The sequence below is a fragment of the Cupriavidus sp. 05L310 genome (assembly GCF_056398185.1).
Genome location: NZ_JBFTOX010000019.1, coordinates 61705 through 76772, shown reverse-complemented (window position 1 = coordinate 76772; position 15068 = coordinate 61705). Strand labels below are relative to the sequence as shown.

The following is a 15068-nucleotide window of genomic DNA, read 5'->3' as shown; positions in this document are numbered from 1 at the left end:
GCTAACGAGAGGAGTGCCCTGGTATGAATGAAGATAAGGCACTGCTGCCAGTGCTGCAGCAGCTTGAAACCGAACTACACCAGCCTGCCGCCGGCGGCGACAGGGATCGGCTGGACGTGCTGCTGCATGACAGTTTCCTGGAGATTGGCCGGTCCGGGGGCATTCACACCAAGGCCGAGACGCTCAGCGAACTGCCCCCCGAGGCCGCATCCGGCACGATATGGGCGCAGGACTTCTCGCTGCGGCAGCTCGCGCCAGACGTGGCCATGCTGAACTACCGGTCGGCGTGCCGGCGGCCGGACGGCCGGCTGGAACGGCATACCCTTCGCACTTCGATCTGGAAGCTTACCGACAAGGGCTGGCAGATGTTCTTTCACCAGGGCACGCCGACGGACCCTTTCTCTACCTGATGAGCTTCAATCCGGCTGACCTGGCCGTTTTCACGTCAAACGTGGCCGTGTATTCACATTGCGCGTCGTGGCAGGCGCGTTCTATCAAGCAGTCCGCGAAGTCGGCTGCCGAGGAGGCAAACACCCTTAGGGCTTTCCAAACTGTCTCTGACGCTTCAACGGCGAGTTCTTTCGTCCGCAGCAGCGTCTCGATAATCCGAACGATATCTTCGCGTTGCGCGTCATAGCATTTGCTCAACACCCAGACGACCTCGACCAGTACCACTTGCGTCACGTAGCCTTGCCGCTCGGTTGATAGCGACTCGATCAGGGCATTGGCTTTGGGTGACTGCACGGCATCGTCTTGCGCAAGGTAACGAACAAGTACATTGGTATCGAGGCCAATCATCGCGCCGAGGCGCCTTGCCCGGCGATGGCAGCGTTCATATCCTCCACCGAGACCGGCCGTTTCGGACTGCCAATGATGCCTTTCAGCGCCGTTACCGATTGAATGGCTGGAACGACCTCATAACGACCGGATTGCTCATTCATGATGAATTCGATCCGGTCACCTGAACCTACGCCTAACGCATTGCGCACGTCGACAGGGATGGTGACCTGCCCTTTCGAAGTGATTGTTGCTGACGTCATTGTGAACTCTCCTGCGGAACCTGATTCCTTACTTTGGTGTAAGGATATGGAAATCTCAAGGGAATGGCAGCGGCAGCCCCTATCGACACCCAGAAAAATAGCTTGCAATTTAATCGTGTGCGATATAAATTTCAGCCCATGGACACGAAACGCACCTCCCGGACCAAGCAAGCTGCACCTGACGCCACGCTCAATGCCGCGTCGGCGCAGCTGCTGGACCAACAGTTCTGCTTTTCCGTGTACGCCACGTCGCTTGCGCTGAACAAGCTGTACCGCAAGCTGCTGGCGCCGCTGGGCCTGACCTATCCGCAATACCTGGTGATGTTGGTGCTGTGGGAGGCCGATGGCCTGACCGTTTCGGAAATCGGCGCGCGGCTGCACCTGGATTCGGCCACGCTGACGCCGTTGCTCAAGCGGATGGAAGCCCAGCAACTGGTGCGGCGCGAGCGCGCCGCCGCGGATGAGCGCCAGGTCATCGTCTCGCTGACCGCCGAAGGTCGTGCGCTCAAGGAGCCGGCCGAGGCCGTGCCCCGCGCGGTGCTGTGCGCTTCGGCGTGCAGCGTGGAGCAGGTCGTGGCGGTGAAGGCGGAACTGGACAAGTTGCGCGAACGGTTCGCCGAAGCAGGCGGCTGATCAGGATCGCGGTGCCAGGGCGATGCGAGCCACTGGCGCCAGGCGGGCCAGGCAGGAGGGCGGCCCGTTTTTATTGTAATTTATATAGCGTACTATTTAATAGTTAGCTATTTAATATGGAAGGCTCCCGGGCTTTCTCGAACCGCAGGCTCGACGAGCCGGCTTTATCACTTATCAGGAGTGCCATCATGTCGATCGAAAAAGTCCTCTACCGCGCTACCGCCACCGCAACCGGAGGCCGTGACGGCCGCGCGGTATCGTCTGACAACGTGCTGGACGTCAAGCTGGCCACGCCGCGCGAACTTGGCGGCGCGGGCGGCGCGGGCACCAACCCGGAACAACTGTTCGCCGCCGGCTATTCGGCCTGTTTCCTCGGCGCGCTGAAGTTCGTCGCGGCCCGCGACAAGGTGGCGCTGCCTGCCGATACCGCCATCACCGGGCAGGTTGGCATCGGTGCCATTCCCACGGGCTTTGGCATCGAGGTGGACCTGAACATCGCGCTGCCGGGGCTGGACCGTGCCGTCGCGCAGTCGCTGGTGGACAACGCACACATCGTCTGCCCGTACTCGAATGCCACGCGCGGCAATATCGACGTACGTCTCAACCTGGTCTGAGCGCGGATCCGGATTCCCAGGCAGTTGGCGCGGATTCGCGCGCCAACTGCCTGGGAACCGGCCCTGCGCAATGCGCCGGCGTGCGCTTCCCTTGCGCATGGGCCGGACCGCCCGGCCGTGCGGAATCGTCGCTGGCATCACCATCACTCATGAAAAAAGCGACTTGATTTGTGTTGTATATATCATTTTTAGAATGATTGCGGCGTAGCTACACTTTTCCTACCTCCCCAACAAACAAGGGCAGGCACAAGGAAAACATAATGACCAAGAAGCAAACGCTTGCCGCCGCGCTGGCACTCTCCATCCTCGGCATCTCGTCAGCCTGGGGTGCCACGGCGCCCACGCAAGCGCCACTACCGGTTGCAAAGGCCGACCGGATCGCCGCCCTGTTCGGCAGCCCCGCGGACGTGAGCACGACGACCCGCACCGTGACGCTGACGCCGGGCATGAACTACGTGAACGTGGCATCCGGGGAATCGGTGGCCTTCCGCGCCGGCAACACGACCGTCGGCTGGACCTTCCTGGAGGCGATCGGGGGAACGTCGGTCGATATGAAGACCATTTTCCCGAATGTGGCACAGGCCGGCGGTATCCGCGTGTACATCGCGCCGAGCAAGCTCTTCACCGGAGGCTGACGCCCAACCCCGAAGGCGCCAAAAAATGGCCGGCATCGCTGCCGGCCTAACGTCCTCCGACTCAGTGAACAAGCCAAGGTCGATATGATCGTTCGCTGGCGTGGCCCGCAAGCCCGCCAGCTTGTGCCGCGATGGAGGTCAGAAGCGGTGGCGCACGCCGGCCATGACGCCGGTCTGATTCTGGCCCGCCAGCGTATTCATCGCGTTGGTGACGCCGTAGGTGGCCTGCCCCTTGTTGTTCACGTAGCCGAGCAGCAGGTAGGCGTCGGTGCGCTTGGACAAGGCATAGTCCGCATTCAGCACGAACATCCACGAATCGTTGCTGTCCTTGCGGGCATCAGTATAGTAAGCCGCACCGGTCAGGCTGAAGGCGGGCGTGATCTTGTACAGCGCGCCAAGCCAGTACAGGTTGTCCTGGCGCACCGAGGTCGCACTGGTGAGTTCGTCGCGCAGCCAGCGGTAGCCGGCGAACACCTTCGCATCGCCGAAGGCATAAGACCCGCCGATGGCGGCGCGCTTGGCCGCGGCGCCGGACGTGGCAACGGTGCTGCCCTGGTACTGGTCATAGGCGACACCCACCGAGACCGGGCCGGTGGCGTACGCCACGCCACCGCCGAAATTCTTGCCGACCTGGAAGCTGCCCGGTACTTCGCCGCCGTTGGCGACGTTGCTATCGCGGCCGAAGCTGTAGAAGCCAGTTGCGATCAGGCCGCCGAACTTGCCGGTGTACTTGACGGCGTTGTCTGCGCGGCCGTTGAAGCCCTGGGTATCGACCGAGTTGAGCGAGTAGCTGCTGCCGACCGCCATCGGGTCATAGGCACCGAACAGGTCATACAAGGCATTTTGCTGGCGGCCCAGCGTGATGGCGCCAAGGTCGTTCTGCAGGCCGACATAAGCCTGGCGGCCGAACAGGCGGTTGCCCTGGCCGGACTTGCCCGTGTCGATGTCGAAGCCGCTTTCCAGTACAAAGATGCCCTTCAGGTTGTTGCCGAGATCTTCCACGCCGCGAATACCCCAGCGCGAACCGGAAAGGCCGCCGGATGTCACCCCATACAGTGCGCCGCCCCCGTTGGGGCCCTGCACATGGCTTTGGTAGCTGATGCCGGCATCGGCAATGCCGTAGAGCGTCACGCTGGAGGCAGTCTGGGCGGAGGCGATACCGGAGGCGGAGCATGCCGCGGCTGCGGCGGTCAGTGCGAGGAGCGTTTTTTTCACTATCAATCTCGGTTTTCTTGTCTGGGCGAATAAGGGTCCCTGCTGCCGGGGAGGTCATGGTCGCGATGCGAGCCGGGGACCATCCACCAATGCGGCACCGAGAGTTTGCGTCGGTAGTGTGACAACGATATGTAAACAGTTATGAAAAAATGAAGGTAACTGTTTCTTAATAAGAAATGAACGAGTTTGCGTATGGGCGCCATCCATGACATGCGCCGGGCACCTGCGCTGCCACCCGCGCGGCTGGTGCGGTTGGTCGCGGACGGGCGCCGGATGTCAGGCGCTGACGGAGCGACCGGACGCGCGCAGCCGATTTCCGTTTCTTCCCAAACCGGTAGGGATAGAATCAAGTGCTTTTTTCGACTGGAGAAAGCGCAATGAACCCTGGTGACATCGCCCGGCTCCGGGAAGGCAACGCAGAGAACCCGGCCGCTTCAGCCGCGCAGGTAATGACTTGTATCGCGATGCCTCGAACGAGCACGCTGGACGTGGTCGGGCAGGTCACACCGGGCGGCAGCGCCACGGTGCAAACACTGCCGCTTGGCTTGCGCGATCCGCCCGACGTCCGTTCGCCCTCCCATGTGGCGCTGCCGTTCCCGCCGGGCGACGGCCTCTACGGCGCGCAGCCCGACGCGGGCGATTACTACGGGGTCCAGCTCGGCGCGATGGCCGCGCGCGGCGAACGGGCGGCGCTGATCGTCAGCCTGGATGCGCCGATCGGCATGTCGTCCAATCCCTTCTTCCCGCATCTATTGCAGCGCGTGGATGAAGGCATCGCAAGTCCCGCCGCCGCGCCCAAATGACCAGCCCGCTATCCACGCACCTTCCTCCTGTGCTGCGGCGCGTGCTGCGCCCGCTGCTGGATCCGGCCCGCCGCTATCGCTACGCCCGGCAGATTCACGCTGCCAGGGTGGCGCTCGGGCTGCTGACGTCCATCGCGCTGACCACGGGGATCCACCTGCCTCACGGCGAGTGGGCATCCATTACGCTGCTGGTCGTCATCGGCGGCTTGCAGCACCATGGCAACATCCGCAAGAAGGCCGCCGAGCGCGCGCTCGGCACGCTGATCGGGGCGGGGGCGGGGCTGTTGATCATCCTGCAGCAATCGTATTTCCACGCGCCCCTGCTCAGCTACGTGCTGATCGTGATCGCCTGTGCCATCTGTGCGTACCAGGCAATCGGCAAGGGCGGCTATATCGCGCTGCTCTCCGCTATTACCATCTTCATCGTCGCGGGCCACGGCGAGAACGCCGTCGCCGACGGGTTGTGGCGCGCGGCCAATGTGTTGATCGGCATCGCAATCGCGCTGCTGTTTTCCTTCGCCTTGCCCCTGCACGCCACGTACTCGTGGCGCTACAAGCTGGCCGAGGCACTGCGCAGCTGCGCGAGGATGCACACAGCCATCGCCACGGATGCAGCCCTCGACAAGGCCGAACTGCAGCGCGCCATGGTCCTGCAAGGCGGCCTGCTGGTGCAGCTGCGATCCCTGATGCCATCCGTGGCCAAGGAGATCAACGTGTCGATGGAACAGCTCGAGGCAATCCAGCACGGCATGCGGGTCAGCATCAGTCTGCTGGAAGTGCTGGCCGCCACCCGTCCGTGCTTCGACGACGAATCCAGGGCTGTCATCCAGGACTGCCTCGGCGAAGAAACGCGCCGCATCAGCGCCATGCTGATCGGCATGGCGCGCGCCCTGACGCACGGTGTCGTCGCGCGCCTGGAGCCGCGCGGCGATTCGCCACTCGAACGCATGACGGAAGCCATACCCGCGCAATGGGCCGGCTATGTATCGTTGACGCTGAGACTATCCGGCGAGTTCGATGCGTTGCGGCAGCGGCTGTCGGAGATTGCGCAGCGGTGGAATATCTGAAGCCGGTTTCTTTCGCATACACTGTGCGCTCGAACGGCGGGCGCGCGTGCGCATTTCGCGCCGCTGTTCATCCTGCTCCCGGCGCTGTCGACGGCAGGAATGCCGTGCAAATTTCGCTCGCTCTGGAGAGAACGCATGAAAGCCTGGATCGCAATGGCCGTTGGCGCGCTTGGATGCGCAATGGCGTTCCTGGCAGGCCCGGCGTGCGCCGCGGACACGGCGACGCTGACCATTGCCGCCGGTACGCAACAGCGCAACTGGACGCGGGAGGCGCTGCTGAATGACCGCCGCCTGACCGACGTAACGGTGGACGACGACAACCTGAAGCACCGGCTGACGTTCAAGGCTATCCCCCTGGCGGCGCTGCTGCGCGGCATGCCGGTGACGGCCGATGCAAGCGCGACGACCGCAGCCAGCGATGGCTATATTTCCCACCTGCCGATGCGCCTGCTGCTGGCCGATAGCGTTGACGAGCCGCGCGCCTGGCTGGCGGTGGAAAATCCTGACTCGCCATGGCCGACGCTCAAGGGCCAGGACATCGGGCCGTTCCGCCTGATCTGGACAGTGCCGGCGGGCCGCGCCACCTCCGTGATCAATGAGAGTCTCTGGACGTACAGCATCGTGCGCATCGACATTACCGCTTCGCCTGCCGAGCGTTTTGCGGCAATCCGGCCCGCCGCCAGCCTGCCGGCCGGCGGACCGGTCGCGCGCGGCTTTGCGACATTCCAGCGCGTCTGCTTTTCGTGCCACTCCCTCAACCGCGTCGGCGATGCGCACCTTGGCCCCGATCTGAATGTGCCGTACAGCCCGGTCGAGTATCTGGGCGACGACAAGCTGGCCAGGCTGATTCGTGACCCGCAGTCGCTGCGCTGGTGGCCTAACGCGCGCATGTCGGCGATCGACAAGAAAACGCTGTCCGATGCGGATCTGAAGGACTTGCTTGCGTATCTCCACCATATGGCCGGACGCAAGGTGGCGGCGCCTGCCGCCGGCTCCTGACCCGGTGTCGGGCGCGCGCTCGGCGGAATGGCGAAGACCGCGGCGTGGACAAAGCATGCGGCTCGTCGCAGGCACTCATGCGCGGCGGCGATTCCGCTTATTGTCCTCCGACCGAATGTGGCGGCAGCTGGTAGCTCCACGTCTCGCTTAGCGTCTTGTCGCCGGACACCAGCGCGGCGCGCATTTCCACCACTTTCCGCGGATCCTTGACTTTGATCCGCAGATTCAGCCGCCAGCCTTTGGTGACAGGATTGGGCTCCAGCACGTTGGCGAGCAGTTCGGCGTTCTCGCTCACGCTGACCTGTGCGCTGACTTGCGTACTGGCTGGAAGGTCAGCGAGCACGGGGCCTTCGAAATCGACTACAAGGCCGGTGCTGCCATCGAGGCGGCGGATCAGGTTGGCCTGCATGATTTCTCCTGCGGAGCGCAGCGTCTGCTTGACCCAGGCCAGATCCTTGTTGAGCAGGGCGCGCTCATTCATGGTCCAGTGCATCGTGTAATCCGCCCGCAGCGGCTGGCCCTTGGGCGGCAACTGGTCCGGCGTCCAGAAGGCGACGATGTTGTCGTTGGTCTCGTCCGGCGAGGGGATTTCCACGAGCTCGACCTTGCCCTTTCCCCAGTCGCCCTGCGGTTCGATCCAGGCGCTCGGGCGCAGGTCATAGCGGTCCTTCAGGTCTTCATAAACAGAGAACTCGCGCCCGCGCTGGAGCAGCCCGAAGCCCCTTGGATTCGTGACCTGGAAGGTGCTGATGGCGAGGTTGCGCGGGTTGTTCAGCGGCCGCCACAGCCATTCGCCATTTCCCGTGTGGATGGCGAGGCCGTTGGAGTCATGCAGGGCCGGCCGGAAGTTGTTCGGATCGCGTTGCTGGTTCGGCCCGAACAGGAACATGCTGGTCAACGGCGCAACGCCGAGCTTGGCCGGGGCCCCACGCAGAAAGATGCGCGCCTGCACCTTGAGGATCGTGTCCTCACCGGGGTAGAGATCGAAGCGGTAAGCGCCGGTGGCGCGTTGCGAGTCAAGCAGGGCGTAGAACACGAGATGCTTGTCCTGCGGATCGGGCCGAGCGATCCAGAACTCGCGGAAGGCTGGAAACTCCTCGGCTACGGGCAACCCGGTATCGATGGCCAGGCCACGACTGGACAGTCCATACACCTGGTTCTTGCCGACGACCCGGAAATAGCTGGCGCCCAGCACACTCATGATCTCGTCGAGCTTGTCGGCGCGGTTGATCGGGTAGAGCACCCGAAAGCCGGCATAGCCAAGCTTGCCGGTCGCGGACTTGTCGAACTTCAGGTCGCCGAAATTGAACCGCTCCGGGTTGTATTTGATCTCGTGGACTGCGTCACCGGCGATCTCGTTGATGCGAACCGGGCTGCTGAACTGCATGCCCTGGTGGTAGAAGCCCAGGCGGAACGGCGTGCCTGCGTCCTTCCACTCCATCGTGTCGCTTCGGGGCTGGATCTTGATGTAGTCGGCAAACTGCATCTGGCTGAATACGGGTGGCAGGTTGCTGACCGGTGCGGCATATGGCATGTCGGCCAGGGTCCTGGCGCGGGGGGTCACGTCGTCCAGGGAGAACGCGCATGCCTGGGTGCCGCACAGCAGCGCCCAGGCGGCCATAAGCGCTGGCAAGGCGGTTTGCGTCTTGGTACGTAACGACGCGGCGATGGCGGCAGGAACCACTAGTCTCTCCAGAAAATGCACGTTAAGGAATGCTGCTGTCCCGCAAGTGCGGCCAAAGCCGCTGGTGCAGTGGCGGTAAACTGCGGACGCAATGCAGAAAGATAACGTATTTCGCTTCGCATACCTGTAGAACGGGAGGTGTGCACCATCGCGGGGCGGCTACCCTGTCGCACCGCCTGGATCCTTGGACACTTGGACAACTATCTGATGAGAATGCTCTCTTCGCTGGTCCTGTCGGCCAGCCTGGTCTGTTTGCCGGTTCTTGCCGGTCCCGCGTCGGCTTCCCCCGACGACAAGAACGCATTCATCGCCGATCTCATGAGACGGATGACGCTCGACGAGAAGGTCGGCCAGCTGCGCCTCATCAGCATCGGCGATGACATGCCGCAGCCCCAGTTGCTCAAGGAGATCGCGGCGGGCCGGGTAGGCGGCACGTTCAATTCGGTGAGGCGACAGGACAACCGGCCTATGCAGGACGCGGCAGTGACGCACAGCCGCCTGAAGATTCCCATCTTCTTCGCGTACGACGTGGTACACGGGCACCGCACCGTATTCCCGATCAGCCCGGGTCTCGCATCGAGCTGGGACATGGAGACAGTGGCGCAGAGTGCACGTGTCTCGGCGATTGAAGCCAGCGCGGATGGCCTTGACATGACCTTCGCGCCGATGCTCGACATCTCCCGAGATCCGCGCTGGGGGCGCACGTCCGAAGGATTTGGCGAGGATCCCTATCTTGTCTCGCTATGCGCCCAAGCCAGCGTCAGGGGGTTGCAGGGAACATCGCTGGCCAATGCCGACAGCGTGATGGCCGTTGTCAAGCACTTCGCGCTATACGGAGCCGTGGAAGGCGGGCGTGACTACAACACGGTCGACATGAGCCCGACCCGCATGCTCCAGGATTATCTGCCGCCGTACCGGGCGGGCGTCGATGCTGGCGCCGGCGGGGTCATGATTGCGCTGAATTCAATCAACGGCGTGCCGGCCACGTCCAACAAGTGGCTGCTGAGGGACTTGCTGCGCAAGACTTGGGGGTTCAAGGGCATCACGGTGAGCGACCATGGGGCAATCGACGAGCTGACGCTGCATGGCGTGGCAAAGGACGGGCGCGAGGCCGCCAGGCTCTCCATCCAGGCCGGCGTCGATATGAGCATGCACGACTCGGCTTACCTGGCGCACTTGGCCGGGCTCGTGAAATCGGGCGAAGTGTCCGTGCGTGACGTCGACGACGCAGTGCGGGAGGTGCTGGGCGCCAAGTACGACCTGGGGCTCTTCCAGGACCCCTACCGGCGCATCGGTGTCGCAGCGCAGGACCCGCCTGACGTCGACGCGGAGAGCCGCCTGCACCGGGCGGCGGCACGCGCCGCCGCGCGCAAGTCTTTGGTCCTGCTCGAGAACCGCGGCCGGACGCTGCCCCTGAAGAAGACCGGAACGATCGCGGTCATCGGGCCGCTGGCCGATGCGCCCATCGACATCATGGGAAGCTGGTCCGCGGTCGGCAAATCCCGGCAGTCGGTCACGTTGCTGCATGGCATGCGCGACGCAGTCGGCGACAAGGGCCGCGTGGTCTATGCCCGCGGCGCGAACGTGACCGACGATGCCGGCGTGGTCGGGTATCTGAACTTGATGAATTGGGACAAGCCCGAGATTGTGCAAGACAAGCGTCCGCCGGGCGACATGATTGCCGAGGCCGTAAAGGCAGCGCGCAGCGCCGATGTGATCGTGGTGGCCGTGGGCGAGTCGCGCGGCATGTCGCACGAGGCGTCGAGCCGCACAAGCCTTTCACTGCCGGGAAGCCAGGAGACCCTGCTCAAGGCGCTCAGGACGACCGGCAAGCCGCTGGTGGTGGTACTGATGAACGGCCGCCCCCTGGCGCTCAACTGGGAGAAGGAGAACGCCGATGCATTGCTCGAGACCTGGTATGCCGGCACCGAAGGCGGCCATGCTATCGCCGACGTGCTGTTCGGCGATTACAACCCGTCGGGCAAGCTGCCCATTTCCTTCCCGCGCTCGATCGGGCAGATTCCGACCTATTACAACCATCCGCGCATCGGACGCCCATTCGTACAAGGCAAGCCACGGAACTACACCTCTCAATACTTCGAGGAGCCGGCCGGCCCGCTGTACCCGTTCGGCTACGGGCTGAGTTATACGGAATTCAGCGTGTCGGACTTCACGCTGTCTAGCCGGACCATGGCGCGCAATGGCCGGATCGACGCCAGCGTGACCGTGAAGAACACCGGGCAGCGCGACGGGGAAACCGTTGTCCAGCTGTATCTCCAGGATGTCGCCGCCTCCGTGGTACGGCCGGTGAAGGAGTTGAAGGACTTCCGCAAGCTCATGCTCAAGGCCGGTGAAGAGCGCGTGGTGCATTTCAGCATAGACGAAGAGAAACTGAAGTTCTTCAACGCGAAACTCGAGTATGCCGTCGAGCCAGGCGATTTCAATGTCCAGATCGGGCTAGATTCGGAGGCGGTGCAGGTGCGGAGCTTCGTGCTCGAGTAGCATGATGGCTCGTCCGTGGCGGATGGTTTTCGGGGCGTGGTTTTGTGACGGGGGCGTGATACAGTCGGTGCGGTATCGACGGACGGCGAGTGGGAGCGAATGAAGACGCTGCTGATCATCTATCACACAATGACCGGGGGAACACAGCAGATGGCCGAGACGGCAGCCGATGCGGCGCGCATGCAGTCTGGCGTCGCAGTCAAGCTGCAGCGTGCGGCCGAGACCGGTCCGGACGATGTGCTGGCAGCCGATGGCTATCTGTTCGCGACGCCGGAGAACCTGGCTGCGATGTCCGGGATGATGAAAGACTTTTTCGATCGCTGCTACTACGCGGCACTTGACCGTGTGAATGGCCGACCGTACGTGGCCATGATCTGTGCCGGCAGCGACGGGCAGAACGCACTGCGTCAGGTCGAACGCATCGCCACTGGCTGGCGCCTCAAGTGTGTGGCGCCAGGCCTGATCATCTGTACCCATGCACAGACGCCGGAACGCATTCTGGCGCGCAAGGAGATCGGCGCGGAAGACCTTGCGCGCTGTGCCGAACTAGGTGCCGGATTGGCGGCGGGTCTAGCGCTTGGCGTGTTCTGACACCGGCTCCAGCCGCGTTCGGGCCCAGCTCGATGAGCGACCGAACCTTCCGTCTGATGCGGCCGCCTTACTTCGTTCTGGTTGGAATGTGGTTTGGGGAGATGTTCGAAGTCCATGACGTCGATGGACCCCGCAAGGCGGGTCTGCCCGCATTGTTGCTGGACATGTGCGGCAGGGCTACACACAGGTTCATTGAGCGCCTGGCCCCGGTTTCCCTGGTCACACCCCGGAACGCGCGAGGGCGGCGTCCCCGATAGCGGGGAGGTGTCTAACTCAACCCCAGCGTGAACGCCAGAAGCAGCGCATTCACGATGAGCAAGCCATAGACGATCGCCATGGACGTTGAGAGGGTCCAAGGCTGTTCATGTTGTGGCGAGGCGCGCCGATCGCGCTTGCGTTTCCACAGGCAGGCCGCGCCAATGCCGAAGGCGGCGAAGCCTGTCAGCAGGCCCGGCAATCCGACGGTGCCTGCTGGCTTGGGCATAGCTTGCCCGGATGCGATCGAGGTCGGCGAGGCCTGAAAGGAGGCAGCCGTCGGCGGTGTTGGCCCGATCGGTTGCGGGCTCTCTTGCATGGCAATCAACTGAGCCGGCGTCGCCCGATCTTCCGCGGCAGGTGCTGGCTCTTGCTTTGGCGGGACGGGCGCCGCAACGGTTGTCCCTGGCGGGACGGATCGCGATGCCGGCTTGATGCGGGCAGCATCCCGCCACCGCCACCATTGGTGGAACAGGTTATCAAGACAGCGCACGGAGCCGCAGGCATCCCTTTCGATGCGCCAGGCGCCGACGTCGGCATCGTTCGTGACGCCGGTCCGCAGCAGCCTCTGCTGCTCGGCGTAGATGCGCTCGTAGCGCATCGAGAGCTGCGGGTCATCGCAGACCAGGTGCCTGTTACGCGGGCGGTTGTCGGTCACCTGCGTACATCTTGTCCCGTTGCCGTGTGGGTCTTCGCAGCGGACCGATCCCGCGCCCGGCGCTGACTTACAGTTGATGTCGGATGCCTGCGCGCCATCGAAGGCGGACAGGCCCAAGACAACGAGCACGGCCAGGTGTCCTGTGACCCTGTTCATCATCGCTCCTCATGGCAGTGGCCACGTCGGCCTTGAGGTTCAACATAGTCGATGGTTGCGTGGGGCGGCAAGCGCGCGGTTGGCAACGCGTGCGGTAGTGCACTTCCTTCGACGTCGCATGTGATTGGTGCGGCGGCTGGCGAACAGGCGCGTCGGCGTTTCCCAGCGAGATGCTCAATGCCTGACACGTTCGACAAACGCGCCGGCAAGTGCTCTATCAGTTCCCGCCGCCGCTCTCCTACTTCTGGATGATGTCTCGCCTGGGAAAACTGCACCAGAATCTGCCAGAGCCTTAACAGGGCGGGGAAATCACGAGGCGAATCGAGTTCGCGGCTGCAGCCGCGACCTTGCCGCCTGGCGCCTGCGCCACGACGGGCTTCCAACGCAACGACTGCAGGTTGCAACTCGGGAGAACGCTGCCATGAAACTATCCAGCATTGCTGTCCTGGCGCTTGCGCTCGCCGGATGCGCCACGAACCAGGGTATCCCGGGCAACGCGCAGGCATCGCGAACGGAAAGCTGCAAGGTCACGTCAGAGCAGGAGATTGCGGCGTTGTTCGATCGGTGGAACAGGTCGCTGCAAACAGGGGATCCCCACAAGGTGGTCGCCAACTATGCGGAACGCTCAATTCTTCTTCCGACGGTATCCAACAAGCCTCGCTTGACGGTCGCGGAGAGAGAGGACTATTTCAATTACTTCCTACAGGACGGCCCCTCCGGAAAGATCGACTTCCGCAGCATTGAACTGGGGTGCAATTCCGCTGTCGATTCCGGGCTTTACACGTTCACTTTCTCCCGAACCGGCGCCGTCGTTAAGGCCCGCTATACCTATACGTATCACTGGGATGGGGCGCAATGGCTGATTACAAGCCATCACTCATCGGCCATGCCGGAGAAGTAAGACGTTGGGCGCGGGTCGCAAGGCCGGAGGCCAGACGGCTTCAATCGATAAAGACTAAAAAACGCCCGCCAAAGCGGGCCAATGTCGATATGGGAGATTCGCGCCGGGCTGTCCGCAGCCCGCGCGCGGATTCTCAGAAGCGATGCCGCACGCCAACGATCGCACCGAGCTGGCTTTGCCCGGTACCCACCTGTTCGGTGGCGTTGACGAGGGTCGTGGCGCTGGGGTTGAGCGACGGCCCGAAGCCGGACAATCCCATCGCAGAGCCATCGCGGTTCTTCGCATAAGCGAGGATCGTGTAGAGGTCGGTGCGCTTGGAGAGCGCGTAGGTGCCGGACAGCACAAAGCTGTAGGGATCGGCCGACGAGTTGCGCACGTCCGTATAGTACGCAGCGCCTGTCAGCGACAGTGCCGGCGTTGCCTGGTACTGCACGCCCGCCCAGTAGAGGTTGGTGCGCAGCGAACTGGTGGTGAAGTCGCCGCTGTAATAGCGGTAGCCTGCCAGGACCTTGAGTTGCGAGAAGGCGAACGCTGCCCCCACCGCCGCGCGGCGCTCGCGATTGTCCTGTAGGGCTGCGGTGCTGCCGCGTACTTCGTCGTAGGCCATGCGCGTCGAGAACGGGCCATTGGCGTAGCCAAGGCTTGCGCTCCATTCACGGCCGGCTTTGGAGGCGCCGGGGATTTCTCCGCCGGCGGTACTGTCATAGCCCGTGCTGTAGAGCAGGCCGTAATAGATGCCGCCCGTGGTGCCCGTGAACTTGACGGAGTTGTCGGCGCGGCCGGACATCCATTTGTCGTGCATCAGCAATGAATAGCGCGTCGAGATGACCATCGGGTCGAACGCCGACGAGAAGTCGAACAGCAGGGTCTGATGGCGGCCGAGGGTCAGCGTGCCGTACGGGTTCTGCAGGCCGACGAACGCCTGGCGGCCGAACAGGCGGCCGCCCTGGTTGACCTTGCCCGTGTCCAGGTCGAATCCGTTTTCCAGCACGAACACACCTTTCAGGCCGCTGCCGAGATCTTCCGTGCCGCGCAGGCCAAAGCGGGAGGTGGAGAGATTGCCGGTGGACATCCGCACCGTGGAGGCACTGCCGCCGCCGGCGGTGGGCACGTGGCTCAGGTATTCGATACCGGCATCGACCACGCCGTAGAGCGTGATGCTGCCTTGCGCCAGCGCAGCACCGGGGATAAGCGGCAACAGCGCCAGCCATGCACGAGATTTCATTGCTTGAATTTCCTTATGATTTGCGATGGCCCAAGGGCTCGGTCATCGCAGCGGCGTCAATGTAGCCTCATAAGGACATTGTGGAAAAGG

Annotated in this window: 16 protein-coding genes; 10 read left to right on the top strand and 6 right to left on the bottom strand. The window is 63.3% G+C overall.

Annotated elements, in window-relative coordinates:
• Nucleotides 1–23 precede the first annotated feature (23 nt).
• On the top strand, nt 24–410 hold the full coding sequence (locus AC1DS6_RS15925; RefSeq protein ID WP_441627635.1) for a nuclear transport factor 2 family protein: 387 nt from the start codon (nt 24–26) through the stop codon (nt 408–410).
• Here AC1DS6_RS15925 and AC1DS6_RS15920 read toward each other — a convergent pair.
• Both AC1DS6_RS15920 and AC1DS6_RS15915 read right to left on the bottom strand, forming a co-directional pair.
• Nucleotides 403–798, bottom strand: coding sequence for a PIN domain-containing protein (locus AC1DS6_RS15920; protein ID WP_477102699.1), 396 nt, complete (start codon nt 796–798; stop codon nt 403–405). The genes AC1DS6_RS15925 and AC1DS6_RS15920 overlap by 8 nt on opposite strands.
• A complete protein-coding gene (locus tag AC1DS6_RS15915; RefSeq protein WP_276291057.1) occupies nt 795–1040 on the bottom strand; it encodes an AbrB/MazE/SpoVT family DNA-binding domain-containing protein in 246 nt (81 codons plus the stop codon). Before AC1DS6_RS15915 ends, AC1DS6_RS15920 begins: the two co-directional genes overlap by 4 nt.
• 138 nt (nt 1041–1178) lie before the next feature.
• Here AC1DS6_RS15915 and AC1DS6_RS15910 point away from each other — a divergent pair, with 138 nt between their 5' ends.
• The 3 genes from AC1DS6_RS15910 (at nt 1179) to AC1DS6_RS15900 (ending at nt 2922) form a co-directional block, all read left to right on the top strand.
• The gene (locus tag AC1DS6_RS15910; protein WP_477102698.1) at nt 1179–1673 is read left to right on the top strand and encodes a MarR family winged helix-turn-helix transcriptional regulator; all 495 of its coding nucleotides are present in this window, start codon (nt 1179–1181) and stop codon (nt 1671–1673) included.
• A 188-nt stretch (nt 1674–1861) separates the two neighbouring features.
• Nucleotides 1862–2287, top strand: coding sequence for an organic hydroperoxide resistance protein (locus AC1DS6_RS15905; protein ID WP_477102697.1), 426 nt, complete (start codon nt 1862–1864; stop codon nt 2285–2287).
• Between the two features lie 260 nt (nt 2288–2547).
• The gene (locus AC1DS6_RS15900) at nt 2548–2922 is read left to right on the top strand and encodes a CzcE family metal-binding protein (protein WP_477102696.1); all 375 of its coding nucleotides are present in this window, start codon (nt 2548–2550) and stop codon (nt 2920–2922) included.
• Nucleotides 2923–3060: 138 nt separating this feature from the next.
• Here the strand turns inward: AC1DS6_RS15900 and AC1DS6_RS15895 are convergent, their stop codons facing one another.
• Nucleotides 3061–4137 carry a porin gene (locus AC1DS6_RS15895; protein WP_477102695.1) on the bottom strand — a complete coding sequence of 359 codons (1077 nt, stop codon included), beginning with the start codon at nt 4135–4137 and terminating at the stop codon, nt 3061–3063.
• A gap of 377 nt (nt 4138–4514) precedes the next feature.
• Here AC1DS6_RS15895 and AC1DS6_RS15890 point away from each other — a divergent pair, with 377 nt between their 5' ends.
• The 3 genes from AC1DS6_RS15890 (at nt 4515) to AC1DS6_RS15880 (ending at nt 7006) form a co-directional block, all read left to right on the top strand.
• Nucleotides 4515–4940, top strand: coding sequence for a hypothetical protein (locus tag AC1DS6_RS15890; RefSeq protein WP_441627622.1), 426 nt, complete (start codon nt 4515–4517; stop codon nt 4938–4940).
• Complete coding sequence (locus AC1DS6_RS15885) at nt 4937–6007, top strand: FUSC family protein (RefSeq protein ID WP_441627620.1); 1071 nt, start codon at nt 4937–4939, stop codon at nt 6005–6007. The genes AC1DS6_RS15890 and AC1DS6_RS15885 overlap by 4 nt, the downstream gene beginning before the upstream one ends.
• A gap of 135 nt (nt 6008–6142) precedes the next feature.
• Nucleotides 6143–7006, top strand: coding sequence for a c-type cytochrome (locus tag AC1DS6_RS15880; RefSeq protein WP_477102694.1), 864 nt, complete (start codon nt 6143–6145; stop codon nt 7004–7006).
• 97 nt (nt 7007–7103) lie between these two features.
• Here the strand turns inward: AC1DS6_RS15880 and AC1DS6_RS15875 are convergent, their stop codons facing one another.
• Nucleotides 7104–8627, bottom strand: a complete 1524-nt coding sequence (locus AC1DS6_RS15875) for a glucan biosynthesis protein G (RefSeq protein ID WP_477102720.1) — start codon at nt 8625–8627, stop codon at nt 7104–7106.
• Between the two features lie 276 nt (nt 8628–8903).
• Between AC1DS6_RS15875 and bglX the strand changes: the two genes are divergently transcribed.
• Nucleotides 8904–11192: a beta-glucosidase BglX gene (gene bglX, locus AC1DS6_RS15870; RefSeq protein WP_477102719.1), complete on the top strand. Its 2289-nt coding sequence runs from the start codon at nt 8904–8906 to the stop codon at nt 11190–11192.
• 99 nt (nt 11193–11291) lie between these two features.
• The gene (locus AC1DS6_RS15865; RefSeq protein ID WP_441627614.1) at nt 11292–11783 is read left to right on the top strand and encodes a flavodoxin family protein; all 492 of its coding nucleotides are present in this window, start codon (nt 11292–11294) and stop codon (nt 11781–11783) included.
• A 268-nt stretch (nt 11784–12051) separates the two neighbouring features.
• Here the strand turns inward: AC1DS6_RS15865 and AC1DS6_RS15860 are convergent, their stop codons facing one another.
• Nucleotides 12052–12852, bottom strand: coding sequence for a GntR family transcriptional regulator (locus AC1DS6_RS15860; protein ID WP_441627612.1), 801 nt, complete (start codon nt 12850–12852; stop codon nt 12052–12054).
• A gap of 421 nt (nt 12853–13273) precedes the next feature.
• Here AC1DS6_RS15860 and AC1DS6_RS15855 point away from each other — a divergent pair, with 421 nt between their 5' ends.
• A complete protein-coding gene (locus AC1DS6_RS15855; RefSeq protein WP_441627610.1) occupies nt 13274–13753 on the top strand; it encodes a DUF4440 domain-containing protein in 480 nt (159 codons plus the stop codon).
• Between the two features lie 133 nt (nt 13754–13886).
• Here the strand turns inward: AC1DS6_RS15855 and AC1DS6_RS15850 are convergent, their stop codons facing one another.
• The gene (locus AC1DS6_RS15850; RefSeq protein WP_441627608.1) at nt 13887–14978 is read right to left on the bottom strand and encodes a porin; all 1092 of its coding nucleotides are present in this window, start codon (nt 14976–14978) and stop codon (nt 13887–13889) included.
• Nucleotides 14979–15068 lie beyond the last annotated feature (90 nt).